Below are 13,904 nucleotides of genomic sequence, written 5' to 3'. Positions count from 1 at the left end.
CGACCTTGGGGCAGAGCATGTAGGTCTCACATGCCCAATCGCTATTCAAACCTTTTTACCCAACGTAACTCCCTTATTCTTCTGTTGTTGGGGTTTGCTTCCGGCCTTCCCTTGGCCCTTACCGGTGGTACGCTGCAAGCATGGATGACGGTTGAGAACGTCGATCTGAAAACCATTGGTATCTTCTCTCTGGTTGGTCAGGCCTACGTCTTCAAGTTCCTCTGGTCCCCCTTGATGGACCGCTACACTCCCTCGTTTCTTGGCCGTCGGCGCGGTTGGTTGGTGATAAGCCAACTGTTATTAATCGCCGCGATTATTGCCATGGGCTTTATGGAGCCGGCGAAGCATTTATGGTGGTTGGCGGCAATCGCCGTGTTGGTCGCCTTCTGTTCGGCATCGCAAGATATTGTTTTTGATGCCTATAAAACCGACTTGCTCACCGCAGAAGAGCGCGGTACTGGTGCCGCAGTTTCTGTACTGGGTTATCGTCTCGCAATGCTGGTGTCTGGCGGGCTGGCGCTATGGATAGCGGATCGCTATCTTGGCTGGCAATCCACTTACTGGTTAATGGCCGGGTTAATGTTAATTGGGGTGTTTGCTACCTTATTAGCTCCTGAACCTGATATCCGTATCGCGCCACCAAAAACGTTGGAACAGGCGATCGTCGCCCCATTGCGTGATTTCTTTGGCCGCAACAATGCATGGCTGATTCTGCTGTTAATTGTGTTGTACAAAATGGGCGATGCCTTTGCCGCGAGTTTGAGTACCACTTTTCTGATCCGTGGCGTTGGGTTTGATGCCGGTGAAGTCGGGTTGGTGAATAAATCATTAGGACTGATTGCCACAATTATTGGCGCACTGTATGGCGGCCTGTTAATGCAACGCCTGAGCTTGTTCCGCGCGTTGATGATATTCGGTATTTTACAAGCTATCTCGAATGTGGGTTATTGGCTGTTATCCATCACTGACAAGAATATCTTCTCCATGGGCAGTGCCATCTTCCTGGAGAATCTGTGTGGTGGCATGGGAACTGCGGCCTTTGTCGCATTGCTGATGACATTGTGTAACAAGTCATTCTCCGCGACACAATTTGCCCTGTTATCGGCGCTGTCCGCCGTTGGGCGCGTTTATGTTGGCCCGATTGCTGGATGGTTTGTTGAAACACATGGCTGGCCATTGTTCTATCTATTCTCTATTGCGGCAGCCATTCCAGGCCTATTCCTACTGTATATTTGTCGCCAAACGCTGGAACACACCCAGAAAACTGATGAATTTATGCCTCGAACTGCTTTTAAAACCGCTTATCGCTGGGCGCTACGCTTGTTGACGGTTGGCTGCATATTGTTAGCTATATGGCTAATTTTACTGATAAGTAACGCATTGGATTGGACCGCCGCTCCACACGTAGCTGATATGTTGTTGTTACGCGGCATTCAGCTCAGCGTAGTCGGGATGCTTCTGGGTGGAATATTAGATTATCTGGCACTCAGGCGCGAAAAATTAGCCTAATAAACTGCATTAGATGACAAAGGCCGGTACTTATACCGGCCTTTTTTATGCCAGTAAAATAAGCCACCTGAATCCTTCCTTGCTCACTTATTGATATGAGTCACATATTTAAGTAACAGTTGCACATTGCTATTCACAAAATGAGATCCGCATCACTTTCAACTATTTATCCTTTCGTGCTGTGGGACTATGATGAGCGCACTTTTTGTTAAGGACTGTGTCCTTTTGTTTCCCCTGACATCTTTCAACTACACAGAGGCATTTATGCGTAAAATTCTTATCGGTGCGCTCGCGCTGACAACAGTCACTTTGGCTCCAGTTGCACAAGCTGAATACCAGTGGGGTTTTGGTAATATCAGCATGAACTATCTTGACTGGACCCGAAGCACTACGCATAAATCAGGGGGTTCATCACATAAAGATGACTTCGCTTATATCGAGTTAGAAGGGGGTGCAGGTTATAGCTGGGGGGAGGTCTATGGTTTCTTTGATCTAGAAAACCCATTTAATTCAAAAACAGCACAACCCGGCGATAATCAGCGCTACACCTTTAAAACTACTGGCCGCTACTATTTAGGTGATACCGGTTTCAATCTGTACGGTCACGTCTATGGTACTTACTCGCTACCGAGTGCTGAAGGTAATGATTACAGTAACTTCCACGAAGTGAACACCCTGTACGGTATTGGCTATAACGCAACGCTAGCGGGCGTGTGGATGAAGCCTTTCGTGGCATTACATTATGTTGATCAAACCTATTATTCAGGTAATAACGGTTATGTGGTGGGTTGGGTTGCAGGTTATGACTTCACCGCGTTTGATGAAAAATTCAGTATTACCAACTGGAACGAGCTTGAATTCAACCGTGCAGAACGCTATGCAGCAGGCAATGGCGGCCGTAACGGTGTGAATGGTGCCATTTCACTGTGGTGGACACCGATTAAGCAATTTACCACCGGTATTCAGTACCGCTATGCTTATAACAAGTTGGGGGAAGACTTTTTACAAGATGCCATCATTTACTCTATTAAATATAATTTCTAGCTAAATGATTCCGAGGTGGCTATTTAGATCACCTCGGAATATATTTTAATTTACTTTTACACCACATATTATTTACATAAAATAAGTCTATCTACGAATTTAAAATCAGTATTTCCCATGAGTAAAAGGCTAATTACTGTTGTTTTTCCTTAACATCCGCAGTCTGGCAGCTATGTCCTACCGCCAACATATTGTTGCTATTAGTAAATTACCGCGCAAGGCAACATCTGTGACCCCCTTAACATAAAGTGTCAACAAGCCGCTGACACAATCTTAAGCATGTTTACAGTCTTGCAACCTTCCCGTAAAATGCCCGCACACATGAAACGACAATAGAGCCCTTTTGTAATTGAGGTCGTTAGATGAGACTTAAGAAATACATTAAAAATATGGGTATGTTGTCTTTATTTGCAGCCACTGTAATGCTCAGTGGTTGCGATATGGCATTGATGAACCCCAAAGGCGCAATCGGAGTCGAACAAAAAACACTGATACTTACTGCTATCGGTTTAATGTTGATCGTCGTGGTTCCGGTTATTTTTATGGCGTTTGCTTTTGCATGGAAGTTCCGCGCGTCCAACAAAAGTGCGACCTACACCCCAAACTGGTCCCATTCCAACAAAATTGAGCTTGTTGTCTGGGCTGTTCCAATCATTATCATCGCTATTTTGGCGACGATAACCTGGAAAACCTCCCACGAACTTGACCCGTTCAAACCTATCGTAGTGGCTGGTAAAGAACCGATCACTATTGAAGTGGTTTCCCTTGACTGGAAATGGCTGTTTATCTATCCAGAACAAGGTATTGCTACAGTTAATGAACTGGCCTTCCCTACTGACGTTCCGGTGAATTTCAAAATCACTTCTAACTCAGTAATGAACTCGTTCTTTATCCCTCAGTTAGGCGGGCAGATTTATGCGATGGCCGGGATGCAAACCAAACTGCATCTGATTGCTAACGAACCTGGTAAATATAATGGTATTTCCAGTAGCTTCAGTGGCAAAGGCTTCTCTGGTATGAAATTCACTGCAATCGCAACACCGACGCAGGAAGAGTTCAACCAGTGGGTCGCACAGGTGAAAAAATCGCCGAACACCCTGAATACCACTGACGATTTCAATAAACTGGCTGAACCGAGCGAAAATAACCCGGTTGAGTATTTCTCCAGTGTTAAACCGGAGCTGTTTAAAGGAATTATTGGCAAGTTTATGGGCGATATGAACATGCACCAGAAAGGCGATGATACCCATTCAGGTATGGATATGAGCCAGGGCATGGATATGGGCGAACACGCCGCTCACGCCGGAGCCGAGGAATAAAACGATGTTGGGAAAATTAACACTTGATGCGGTTCCGCTACACGAACCAATCATTATGGTTACCGTTGCTGCAATTGTCCTAGGTGGGCTGGCTCTTGTTGCTGCTCTGACCTATTTCGGCAAATGGAAATGGTTATGGAGCGAATGGCTGACTTCGGTTGACCATAAAAAAATCGGTATCATGTATATCCTGGTCGCCATGGTCATGCTGTTGCGTGGTTTTGCCGACGCTATCATGATGCGTAGCCAGCAAGCACTTGCTTCCGCTGGTGAGGCCGGCTTCCTGCCACCTCATCACTATGATCAGATCTTCACCGCTCACGGCGTTATCATGATTTTCTTCATGGCGATGCCTTTTGTTGTGGGTCTGATGAACGTGGTCGTACCGCTACAAATCGGTGCTCGTGACGTTGCCTTCCCGTTCCTGAACTCATTGAGCTTCTGGTTCTTTGTGGTCGGGGTGGTGTTAATTAACATCTCTCTGGGGGTCGGTGAATTCGCGGGAACCGGTTGGTTGGCCTATCCGCCACTATCAGGTAAAGAGTACAACCCAGGTGTCGGGGTAGATTACTGGATATGGAGTCTACAAATCTCCGGTCTGGGGACTTTGTTGACCGGTGTTAACTTCTTCGCCACTATTTTGAAAATGCGTGCACCTGGCATGTCGATGATGAAGATGCCTGTCTTCACATGGGCGGCACTTTGCACCAACATTTTGATTATCGTTTCCTTCCCGATCCTGACCGTAACTGTCGCGTTACTGACTCTGGACCGTTACCTTGGCACCCATTTCTTTACCAATGATATGGGTGGCAACATGATGATGTACATCAACTTGATTTGGGCCTGGGGCCATCCAGAAGTGTACATTTTGGTCCTGCCGGTGTTCGGGGTGTTCTCCGAGGTTACTGCGACCTTCTCTAAAAAACGTCTGTTTGGTTACACCTCTTTAGTTTGGGCAACCATCGCTATCACCGTATTGTCATTTATCGTTTGGCTACACCACTTCTTTACTATGGGATCCGGTGCCAACGTTAACGCCTTCTTCGGTATAGCTACGATGATCATTTCCATCCCAACCGGGGTGAAAATCTTCAACTGGTTGTTCACCATGTATCAGGGCCGTATTCAGTTTCACTCTGCAATGCTGTGGACCATTGGCTTCATCATCACCTTCTCTATCGGTGGGATGACCGGGGTTCTGCTGGCGGTTCCAGGTGCGAACTTCGTACTGCACAACAGCCTGTTCCTGATTGCCCACTTCCATAACGTAATTATCGGTGGTGTGGTGTTCGGTTGCTTTGCTGGCCTGACTTACTGGTGGCCTAAGTCCTTTGGCTTTACGCTTAATGAGAAATGGGGTATCCGTGCCTTCTGGTTCTGGATAATCGGTTTCTTCGTAGCCTTTATGCCGCTGTATGTTCTGGGCTTTATGGGTATGACCCGTCGTCTGAGCCAAGATATCAATCCAGAATTCCACGCGATGTTGATGGTGGCTGCTGGTGGTGCAGTACTGATTGCCTGCGGTATTTTGTGTCAGGTTATTCAGGTCTTCGTCAGTATCCGTGACCGCGAACAAAATCGTGACTTGACCGGTGACCCATGGGGTGGCCGTACGCTGGAGTGGTCTACCTCTTCCCCACCGCCGTTCTATAACTTCGCCGTAGTGCCTAACGTCGTCGACCGTGACGAGTTCTGGGATATGAAAGAGAAAGGCGAAGCGTACAAACGTCCGGCGAAATACGAAGAAATCCACATGCCGAAGAATACCGGTGCAGGTGTGATTATTGCTGGCTTCAGCTTGATCTTCGGCTTTGCCATGATCTGGTACATCTGGTGGCTGGCCATTATTGGCTTCGTCGGCATGATTGTTACTTGGATTGTGAAGAGCTTCGACGAGGATGTTGATTACTATGTGCCAGTTGCAGAAGTTGAGCGCATTGAGGATCTTCATCATGAACAAATCAGCAAAGCAGGCGTGAATCATGTCAACTGAAACTCTGACTAACCACAACGTCGCCCATGCAGAGCATGGGCATCACGATGCGGGAGCGACGAAAGTCTTCGGCTTCTGGATCTACCTGATGAGCGACTGTATTTTGTTTGCGACATTGTTCGCAACCTATGCAGTGCTGGTAAACGGGACCGCTGGCGGTCCTTCAGGGCGGGATATCTTCGATTTGAACTTTGTTCTGGTCGAAACCTTCCTGTTGTTGTTCAGTAGTATTACTTACGGCATTGCGATGCTGGGCATGAACAAAGGCCATAAAAACCAGGTCAACACCTGGTTGGGTCTGACCTTCTTGTTCGGTCTGGGCTTTGTGGCAATGGAAATCTATGAATTCCATCACCTGATTGCTGAAGGCTATGGCCCGGATCGCAGTGCGTTCCTGTCTAGCTTCTTCGCACTGGTTGCCACCCACGGTATTCACGTTACCGCAGGTCTGGTCTGGATCATCATTATGATGATTCAAGTAGCAAAACGCGGATTGAATGAAACCAACCGCACCCGTCTGATGTGTCTGAGCTTGTTCTGGCACTTCCTGGACGTGGTGTGGATCTGCGTATTCACCGTTGTCTATCTGTTAGGAGTCATGTAATGAGTCATCCAACATCTAGTCACCCAACAACGACTCACGGTGGAGCCAGCCACGGTAGCTTGAAGTCATATCTTATTGGCTTCATTCTATCGGTGATTCTGACAGTTATTCCATTCGCTATGGTGATGAGCGGTACCGCCTCTCATACAACTATTCTGGCCACAGTGGTCGGTTTAGCTGTGGTGCAGATTATTGTGCATCTGGTGTACTTCCTGCATATGAATGGATCGTCTGAAGAACGTTGGAATCTGGTGGCGTTCCTGTTCACCGCTATGATTATCGCAATCGTTGTAGTGGGCTCACTCTGGATTATGTACAACCTCAACATCAATATGATGGTTGACTGAAGAGCTGCATGTGATGATTAAGCAATACCTGCAAGTAACTAAACCAGGAATTATTTTCGGCAATTTAATTTCTGTCGTTGGGGGATTTCTCCTCGCTTCCAAAGGCGTGATTGATTACCCCCTTTTTCTCGCCACCCTGATCGGTGTCTCGTTAGTTGTTGCCTCCGGGTGCGTATTTAACAACTATATCGACCGTGATATCGATAGCATCATGGAGAGAACGAAGAATCGTGTCCTGGTCAAAGGGCTTATCGATCCGAAAGTGAGCCTGATTTATGCGTCCGTACTGGGTATTGTTGGCATGCTGTTGCTCTACGTGGCCGCCAATCTATTAGCAATGATGCTGGCGATTATCGGTTTCGTTATCTATGTCGGGGTTTATAGCCTCTACATGAAACGCAAGTCAGTCTACGGGACATTGATCGGCAGCTTGTCAGGAGCCGCACCACCAGTAATTGGTTACTGTGCGGTCACCGGCCAGTTCGATATGGGTGCATTGATTTTGCTGCTGATTTTCAGTCTGTGGCAGATGCCGCACTCCTATGCCATAGCAATTTTCCGCTTTAAGGATTATCAGGCTGCCAACATTCCGGTTCTGCCGGTAATAAAAGGCATATCGGTCACCAAAAACCATATTACCCTGTATATTCTGGCGTTTATGGTTGCGACCCTGATGCTGACATTAAGTGGTTATGCCGGTTATAAGTATCTGGTTGTCGCAGCGGCGGTCAGTGTCTGGTGGCTGGGTATGGCATTACGTGGCTACAAAGCGACCAATGACAGCGTATGGGCGAGAAAACTTTTTGTCTTCTCAATCATTGCTATTACGTCATTGAGCGTCATGATGTCAGTCGATTTCAATGTCCCTTCCTCGGTTGGATTACTGACTTACGTCGGGTAACACCTACCACATTGATAGACACAAATAGAGTGGCTGATGGGCCTGTTCCTGCCAGCCACTTTCTCTTTCTGCCCTACCCTGCTTTCACCTAAAATCTCGCCTGTAATACATTCTAAACATCAATAGATTTACCGGCCCCTATTAACATCATTACAATACACCCTATAGATTTCAAAGTGCGGCCAACACACCGGCACCTTGAAAGATGACGATATCGTGCAGAATGTTTTTTGAGGTGTAATGAACGACAATAAAATGACTCCGCTTGAGCTTCGGGCAACCTGGGGGCTGGGCAGCGTTTTCTCACTGCGCATGCTGGGCATGTTTATGGTTTTGCCGGTTCTCACCACCTATGGTATGGCACTGTCTGGCGCCAGCGAAGCGCTAATCGGCATAGCCATTGGCATCTACGGACTGGCTCAAGCTATTTTTCAGATCCCCTTTGGATTAGTTTCCGATCGTATTGGCCGCAAACCGCTGATCGTGGGCGGCCTGTTAATTTTTGCCCTTGGTAGTGTGATTGCTGCCATGAGTGACTCTATTTGGGGCATTATTCTGGGCCGCGCGCTACAAGGCTCCGGTGCCATTGCCGCTGCCGTCATGGCGCTGCTATCTGATTTGACCCGTGAACAAAATCGTACCAAAGCCATGGCATTTATCGGTGTCAGTTTTGGTATTACCTTTGCGATTGCCATGGTGCTCGGGCCTATCGTCACCCATGCCTTTGGCCTGCATGCCCTGTTCTGGGCTATCGCCATACTGGCGCTATTAGGTATTGTCATTACATTAGCTGTGGTGCCGGATGCTGATAACCATGTACTTAACCGCGAGTCCAGTATTGTTAAAGGTAGCGTCAGTAAGGTGTTAAGTAACAGCCGGTTGCTTAAGCTCAATTTTGGCATTATGTGCCTGCATATTTTGCTGATGTCGAGCTTTGTTGCATTACCGCAGATTATGGCCAGCGCAGGTTTAGTCCCGGCTCAACACTGGAAAGTGTATCTGGTGACAATGCTGATTTCATTCGCAGCGGTGGTGCCGTTCATTATTTATGCTGAAGTCAAACGCCGCATGAAACAGGTCTTTATGGGCTGCGTTGCGGTGCTGTTTGCCGCCGAAGTAGTGCTGTGGTCTGCCGGTCACAACCTCTGGGTGATTATTGCTGGAGTGCAATTATTCTTCATTGCGTTCAATGTGATGGAGGCTATTTTACCCTCGTTGATCAGTAAAGAGTCACCAGCCGGGTATAAAGGCACGGCAATGGGGATCTATTCCACCAGTCAATTTATTGGCGTGGCTATTGGCGGCAGCTTGGGGGGATGGCTATTTGGCATGGAAGGGGCAAGTATGGTGTTTGCTGGCGGTGCGGTGATTGCGCTAGTGTGGTTTGCAGTCAGTGCAACTATGCAAGAACCCCCCTATGTCAGTAGCCTGCGCATTACCTTATCTGAATTGGCGGTGAAAGACTCAGCATTGGAACAGCGGCTCAAGGCTCAACCAGGGGTGACAGAAGCGGTTGTAGTGATGGCCGAACGCAGTGCATATATCAAAGTTGATACCAAACAGACTAATCGCAACCAGTTAGAGCAGTTAGTTAACGCGGTATAAGAGAGCGCTAAGGTACAAAGGCTATCAACACCTTTGTACCTGGCTCGTTAACTCAATATCAGTCGCGGAAGTTATTGAACTGGAACGGCTGCCCCAGATCAGCACCACGAATCAAGGCCATGACACTCTGTAAATCATCACGTGCCTTACCTGTTACCCGGACTTGTTCGCCCTGAATTTGTGCCTGAACTTTCAGCTTGCTGTCTTTAATCAGCTTAACCAGCTTCTTAGCCTGGACACTTTCGATCCCTTGTTTCAGCTTGGCGTCCACACTGTAGGTTTTCCCACTGCGCTCCATCTCTTCCGGGATTTCTAATGCAGCACCTTCAATACCACGCTTGCTCAATTGAGCACGTAAGATATCCAACAACTGCTCAACCTGAAAATCAGATTCACTGACGACTTTGATACTTTCGTTCTTTTCATTTAGCTCAAAACTCGCCGGAACATTACGAAAATCCCAACGGTTCGCCAGATCACGGGTGGCGTTTTCAACTGCGTTACGCACTTCCTGCATATCAATTTCAGATACGATGTCGAAAGATGGCATATTCCCTCCTCCTGATAAGATGACTGGCAAGCATAATAACCGCTTTATCTACGCAGACAAAGCCATGCCGCAGACAATTACTCAACGAAGCCGCCATTATTAGCGGACCCGATTTGTTGCTAGCCCTGCGTTTAATGACTAAAAAGTCTATATCCCCGTCATACTTCAAGCTGCATGTACGTTGGCCGCGCTCAATCACCCCAGTCACTTACTTATGTAAGCTCTTGGGGGTTCACTCGCTTACCGCCTTCCTGCAACTCGAATTATTTAGGGTATAATCAAAGCATAACATTTAGAACGATGCAGTGTGCTTTCCGCTTACACCAAGGGGGTTTCAATGAAAATTACTGTGCTTGGTTGCGGAGCTCTCGGGCAGTTATGGCTATCAGCGCTGTATCAGCAAGGCCATGATGTACAAGGCTGGCTCCGTGTGCCACAGCCCTTTTGTTCAGTCAATGTTATTACGTTAAGCAATGAGGCGTTCAACCAGAACCTGCCGACTAATGATCCAGAGCACTTGTCAAAAAGTGAATTATTACTGGTGTGCTTAAAGGCGTGGCAAGTATCCAGCGCTGTCATCGCCCTATTACCCAAGCTTAACCCTGAGTGTAAAATTTTACTGCTGCATAATGGTATGGGCACAGAGGACGAACTGCCGCGCCATGAGTATACCTTCCTGCATGGTGTAACCACTCATGCAGCCCGGCATGACGGCAACACGATAGTCCATGTTGCCAGTGGGATTACACATATTGGCCCAACCTCGCCAACGGCAATAGATATCAGCCATCTGGCCGATGTACTACATCAGGCACTGCCGGATGTCGCTTGGCATAACGATATATCAGCAGCTTGTTGGCAAAAACTGGCGGTAAACTGTGTAATTAACCCGCTCACAGGGCTGTATAACTGCCGCAATGGTGACTTGCAGCGCTACCCGGAGCTGATTAGCAGTTTATGTGCCGAGGTAGCCAGTGTGATGGAGATGGAGGGCTACCACACCTCAACCAGCAGCCTGTTAAGTTATGTTAACGATGTTATCCAGAGTACCGCAGATAATACCTCGTCGTTATTGCAGGATTTACGCTGCCAGCGGCATACCGAGATAGATTACATTACTGGTTATTTACTGCGGCGTGCGCGCAACCACGGTATGACGTTGCCGGAAAATGCCCACTTATATGATTTAATAAAACGTAAGGAAAATGAGTATGAGCGTATCGGCGCTGGTTTGCCTGGCTCCTGGTAGCGAAGAGACCGAGGCGGTCACCACTATTGATGTTCTGGTGCGCGCCGGTATCGAGGTAACAACCGCCAGTGTCGCCAGTGATGGAGCATTGGAAATTGTCTGTTCACGCGGTGTCCGCTTGCTGGCAGATACCCGTTTAGTGGATGTGGCGGATCAGAAATTTGATGTGGTGGTCCTGCCTGGTGGCATAAAAGGTGCGGAATGTTTTCGCGATAGCCCACTGCTGGTTGCTACTGTGCGTCAAACCCATAATGAAGGACGACTGGTGGCCGCCATTTGCGCTGCTCCCGCCTTGGTACTTGAGCATCACAATTTGTTCCCTGTTGGCAATATGACCGGCTTCCCAGCACTGAAAGATAAAATCGATGCCACTAAATGGATGGATCAGCGGGTAGTTTATGATCGGCGGGTGAATTTGGTCACCAGCCAAGGGCCGGGTACTTCCCTCGATTTCGCACTGAAGATCGTATTTTTGCTGCTCGGCAGGGAAAAGGCCGAAGAAATCGCCTGGCAGTTGGTACTACCGCCAGGTATTTATAACTATACCCTTCGGACTTGAAGCCGCAGGGTTGTTAGCTACGCGCACTACTCGGCCCGTCCATGAGCCTCACCTCTGCGAGGCCGCTGCAAGCAGCGTTCAAATCTGCTCCGGGCAGATTTGTCACCCGAATTACTTACCTGAACTAGCCGTTAACTATCCCCAACGAGGCGTAGCGAGCACTGCGCAAGTCCAGAATGGCAAAGCGCAGTAGCCGTTAAATATAATAATTTAAGGGCGGTACACTTTTACGTTTGTATACCCCTGCTCACGCAAGTAAAGCGCCTGCAAACGACTCATCACCCCGCGATCGCAATACAGCAGATAAGTCTTGCTCTGATCCAGACTGGCGAATTGCGAACTCAGTTTATAGAACGGTAATGCGTGAACTTCTACACTGCCCACGTTAAGCGGCTTTTCGTCCTGCTCATCCGGTGCGCGAATATCCAGCAACACATCGGTATCGGCCAGTTCAGCAACAGTTTCAACCTCAACAACCTGCTCACGGCTTTGCTCGGCAATTTCACGAATATCAACGTTTTTGGCTTCGCTGACGACCCGGTCCAGAATAGAGAAATCAAAGTGGGACTCCTCTTCTTCAATCTTGGCTTTAACCGCTTTCACCGTCGGGCTTTTCGAAATCACGCCGCAATATTCCGGCATGGTTTTTGCGAAATCTTCAGTGCCTATTTGCCGCGCCAGATTAATGATGTGCTCTTTATCATGGGAAATCAGTGGGCGCAAAATCAGGGTGTCTGAAGCATTATCAATTAACCGCAGATTGGTTAATGTTTGGCTGGAAACTTGCCCCAGAGCTTCACCGGTAACCAGTGCCTGCACACCATAACGTTCTGCAACCTGCGATGCCGCACGCACCATCATGCGCTTGAGTACCACGCCCATCTGACCATCTTCGACTTTTTCGAGGATTTCGCCGACAACCGGTTCAAAATCAATGGCAACAAAACGCACCCGATGGGAGCTGCCAAAACGGTTCCACAGATAATGAGCTACTTGCTTGACACCAATTTCATGGGCCGAGCCGCCGAGATTGAAGAAGCAATAATGCACGCGGCAACCACGACGCATCAGCATATAGCTGGACACACCCGAGTCAAAACCGCCTGAAATCAGCGATAACACATCTTCTTGTGTGCCGATCGGGAAGCCACTCAACCCTTCATGACGCGCCTTGATCAGTGTCAGTTTGTCCTGATCAATTTCTAAATGAACCGTAACCTGAGGATGGGTCAGTTTAACTTTTGCACTTTCAATATGCTGATTCAGACCGCCGCCAACATAGCGTTCAACATCACCTGACGAAAATTCATGCTTACCGCGGCGCTTCACCCGCACACAGAAAGTTTTCCCGATCAGTGTCTCGCGATAGGCTTCCAGCGTCTGCTCAAAAATATTGTGCATATCGGTGTAGCTGCGATCTTCTACTTCGAGAATATGGTGAATCCCCGGCACGCGGGTCAACGCATCACAGATAACCGGGCCAAGATTGTCATCTTTGGTACGAATTTCAATATGATCCCAATGACGGACTACCGCGAGGGTATCGTCCTCAAGGTTTTTCAGTACATTGCGGATATTCGTAGTGAGGATCTTAATGAAGCGCAATCGCACAGATTGACTCTTGATGGTGATTTCTGGGAACAATTTAATGATAAACTTCATGGCAGTCTTTAGTTGTCTGGTTATGGAGTGATGGCGCTGCTATTGATAGCAACAGTCAAAGGCTTTAGCGAAAACATGCAAGCCGAGGAGTATATCACTATTAGACGTGCCACTGCGTACTAAAAACCCGACTTAAACGTCACGATTTCCCCTTCATTATCCGCTAGAATAGCCGGTAATAATTTTTTGGCCCGAATGTAATTGGTATGGTGAGTTACTCTCAGAAAAAACCTCATTAGCAGGAATGCGTTACGCACCATTAATGTTACGTTTCATAAAAATATCGAGTCGAATAGAGCTATGGCGAAAAAACCCGCAACACCAGAAACCAAAGTGACCAGTTTTGAGACATCTCTCAGTGAACTGGAACAGATTGTGACCCGCCTGGAGTCCGGTGAATTAGCGCTGGAAGAAGCGTTAAACGAATTCGAACGGGGTGTGCAACTGGCCCGCCAGGGGCAGCAAACCTTGTTACAAGCGGAACAGCGAGTGCAAGTTCTTCTCAGTGATGATGTAGATGCACCCTTGGCACCTTTCACCCCGGATACTGAATAGCCTT

At 48.0% G+C, this 13,904-nt stretch carries 13 protein-coding genes; 11 read left to right on the top strand and 2 right to left on the bottom strand.

Annotation, left to right across the window (positions count from 1 at the left end):
* Positions 1 to 30: 30 nt before the first annotated feature.
* The 8 genes from ampG to Q2T72_RS05410 all read left to right on the top strand — a co-directional run bounded on the left by ampG (position 31) and on the right by Q2T72_RS05410 (position 9,325).
* Positions 31 to 1,509, top strand: a complete 1,479-nt coding sequence (gene ampG, locus Q2T72_RS05445) for a muropeptide MFS transporter AmpG (RefSeq protein WP_083160029.1) — start codon at positions 31 to 33, stop codon at positions 1,507 to 1,509.
* 264 nt (positions 1,510 to 1,773) lie between these two features.
* Positions 1,774 to 2,553, top strand: a complete 780-nt coding sequence (locus Q2T72_RS05440) for an outer membrane protein OmpK (RefSeq protein ID WP_083160031.1) — start codon at positions 1,774 to 1,776, stop codon at positions 2,551 to 2,553.
* A 362-nt stretch (positions 2,554 to 2,915) separates the two neighbouring features.
* Positions 2,916 to 3,872 (top strand): cytochrome o ubiquinol oxidase subunit II, encoded by a 957-nt coding sequence (cyoA, locus tag Q2T72_RS05435; RefSeq protein ID WP_083160033.1) that lies wholly within the window; start codon positions 2,916 to 2,918, stop codon positions 3,870 to 3,872.
* A 4-nt stretch (positions 3,873 to 3,876) separates the two neighbouring features.
* On the top strand, positions 3,877 to 5,868 hold the full coding sequence (cyoB, locus tag Q2T72_RS05430) for a cytochrome o ubiquinol oxidase subunit I (RefSeq protein WP_083160035.1): 1,992 nt from the start codon (positions 3,877 to 3,879) through the stop codon (positions 5,866 to 5,868).
* Positions 5,858 to 6,472, top strand: coding sequence for a cytochrome o ubiquinol oxidase subunit III (locus Q2T72_RS05425; RefSeq protein ID WP_083160037.1), 615 nt, complete (start codon positions 5,858 to 5,860; stop codon positions 6,470 to 6,472). The genes cyoB and Q2T72_RS05425 overlap by 11 nt, the downstream gene beginning before the upstream one ends.
* Positions 6,472 to 6,819: a cytochrome o ubiquinol oxidase subunit IV gene (locus tag Q2T72_RS05420; RefSeq protein WP_032812973.1), complete on the top strand. Its 348-nt coding sequence runs from the start codon at positions 6,472 to 6,474 to the stop codon at positions 6,817 to 6,819. The genes Q2T72_RS05425 and Q2T72_RS05420 overlap by 1 nt, the downstream gene beginning before the upstream one ends.
* Before the next feature lie 13 nt (positions 6,820 to 6,832).
* Positions 6,833 to 7,720 carry a heme o synthase gene (gene cyoE, locus Q2T72_RS05415; protein WP_083160039.1) on the top strand — a complete coding sequence of 296 codons (888 nt, stop codon included), beginning with the start codon at positions 6,833 to 6,835 and terminating at the stop codon, positions 7,718 to 7,720.
* A gap of 240 nt (positions 7,721 to 7,960) precedes the next feature.
* Positions 7,961 to 9,325 (top strand): MFS transporter, encoded by a 1,365-nt coding sequence (locus Q2T72_RS05410; RefSeq protein WP_102970458.1) that lies wholly within the window; start codon positions 7,961 to 7,963, stop codon positions 9,323 to 9,325.
* 58 nt (positions 9,326 to 9,383) lie between these two features.
* Here the strand turns inward: Q2T72_RS05410 and Q2T72_RS05405 are convergent, their stop codons facing one another.
* Positions 9,384 to 9,875, bottom strand: coding sequence for a YajQ family cyclic di-GMP-binding protein (locus Q2T72_RS05405; protein ID WP_083160041.1), 492 nt, complete (start codon positions 9,873 to 9,875; stop codon positions 9,384 to 9,386).
* Between the two features lie 337 nt (positions 9,876 to 10,212).
* Between Q2T72_RS05405 and panE the strand changes: the two genes are divergently transcribed.
* A complete protein-coding gene (panE, locus tag Q2T72_RS05400) occupies positions 10,213 to 11,124 on the top strand; it encodes a 2-dehydropantoate 2-reductase (protein WP_083160045.1) in 912 nt (303 codons plus the stop codon).
* Positions 11,087 to 11,683, top strand: coding sequence for a protein deglycase YajL (gene yajL, locus Q2T72_RS05395; RefSeq protein ID WP_083160047.1), 597 nt, complete (start codon positions 11,087 to 11,089; stop codon positions 11,681 to 11,683). Before panE ends, yajL begins: the two co-directional genes overlap by 38 nt.
* Before the next feature lie 210 nt (positions 11,684 to 11,893).
* Here yajL and thiI read toward each other — a convergent pair whose 3' ends face one another.
* The gene (gene thiI, locus Q2T72_RS05390) at positions 11,894 to 13,345 is read right to left on the bottom strand and encodes a tRNA uracil 4-sulfurtransferase ThiI (RefSeq protein WP_083160049.1); all 1,452 of its coding nucleotides are present in this window, start codon (positions 13,343 to 13,345) and stop codon (positions 11,894 to 11,896) included.
* A 300-nt stretch (positions 13,346 to 13,645) separates the two neighbouring features.
* Between thiI and xseB the strand changes: the two genes are divergently transcribed.
* Positions 13,646 to 13,900, top strand: coding sequence for an exodeoxyribonuclease VII small subunit (gene xseB, locus Q2T72_RS05385; protein WP_083160051.1), 255 nt, complete (start codon positions 13,646 to 13,648; stop codon positions 13,898 to 13,900).
* Positions 13,901 to 13,904: the final 4 nt, after the last annotated feature.

Origin of the sequence: Yersinia sp. 2466 StPb PI, assembly GCF_041538325.1 — a bacterium.
GTDB classification, from domain to species: Bacteria; Pseudomonadota; Gammaproteobacteria; order Enterobacterales; family Enterobacteriaceae; genus Yersinia; species Yersinia enterocolitica_E.
This window is presented reverse-complemented; position numbering and strand designations above follow the sequence as displayed.

Bases quoted from the DNA above. Each gene is read 5' to 3' on its own strand.
- ampG (WP_083160029.1), top strand. From the start codon at position 31: ATGCCCAATCGCTATTCAAACCTTTTTACCCAACGTAACTCCCTTATT.
- yajL (WP_083160047.1), top strand. From the start codon at position 11,087: ATGAGCGTATCGGCGCTGGTTTGCCTGGCTCCTGGTAGCGAAGAGACC.
- Q2T72_RS05425 (WP_083160037.1), top strand. From the start codon at position 5,858: ATGTCAACTGAAACTCTGACTAACCACAACGTCGCCCATGCAGAGCAT.
- cyoE (WP_083160039.1), top strand. From the start codon at position 6,833: ATGATTAAGCAATACCTGCAAGTAACTAAACCAGGAATTATTTTCGGC.
- Q2T72_RS05410 (WP_102970458.1), top strand. From the start codon at position 7,961: ATGAACGACAATAAAATGACTCCGCTTGAGCTTCGGGCAACCTGGGGG.
- panE (WP_083160045.1), top strand. From the start codon at position 10,213: ATGAAAATTACTGTGCTTGGTTGCGGAGCTCTCGGGCAGTTATGGCTA.
- Q2T72_RS05420 (WP_032812973.1), top strand. From the start codon at position 6,472: ATGAGTCATCCAACATCTAGTCACCCAACAACGACTCACGGTGGAGCC.
- cyoA (WP_083160033.1), top strand. From the start codon at position 2,916: ATGAGACTTAAGAAATACATTAAAAATATGGGTATGTTGTCTTTATTT.
- Q2T72_RS05405 (WP_083160041.1), bottom strand. From the start codon at position 9,875: ATGCCATCTTTCGACATCGTATCTGAAATTGATATGCAGGAAGTGCGT.
- Q2T72_RS05440 (WP_083160031.1), top strand. From the start codon at position 1,774: ATGCGTAAAATTCTTATCGGTGCGCTCGCGCTGACAACAGTCACTTTG.
- cyoB (WP_083160035.1), top strand. From the start codon at position 3,877: ATGTTGGGAAAATTAACACTTGATGCGGTTCCGCTACACGAACCAATC.
- xseB (WP_083160051.1), top strand. From the start codon at position 13,646: ATGGCGAAAAAACCCGCAACACCAGAAACCAAAGTGACCAGTTTTGAG.
- thiI (WP_083160049.1), bottom strand. From the start codon at position 13,345: ATGAAGTTTATCATTAAATTGTTCCCAGAAATCACCATCAAGAGTCAA.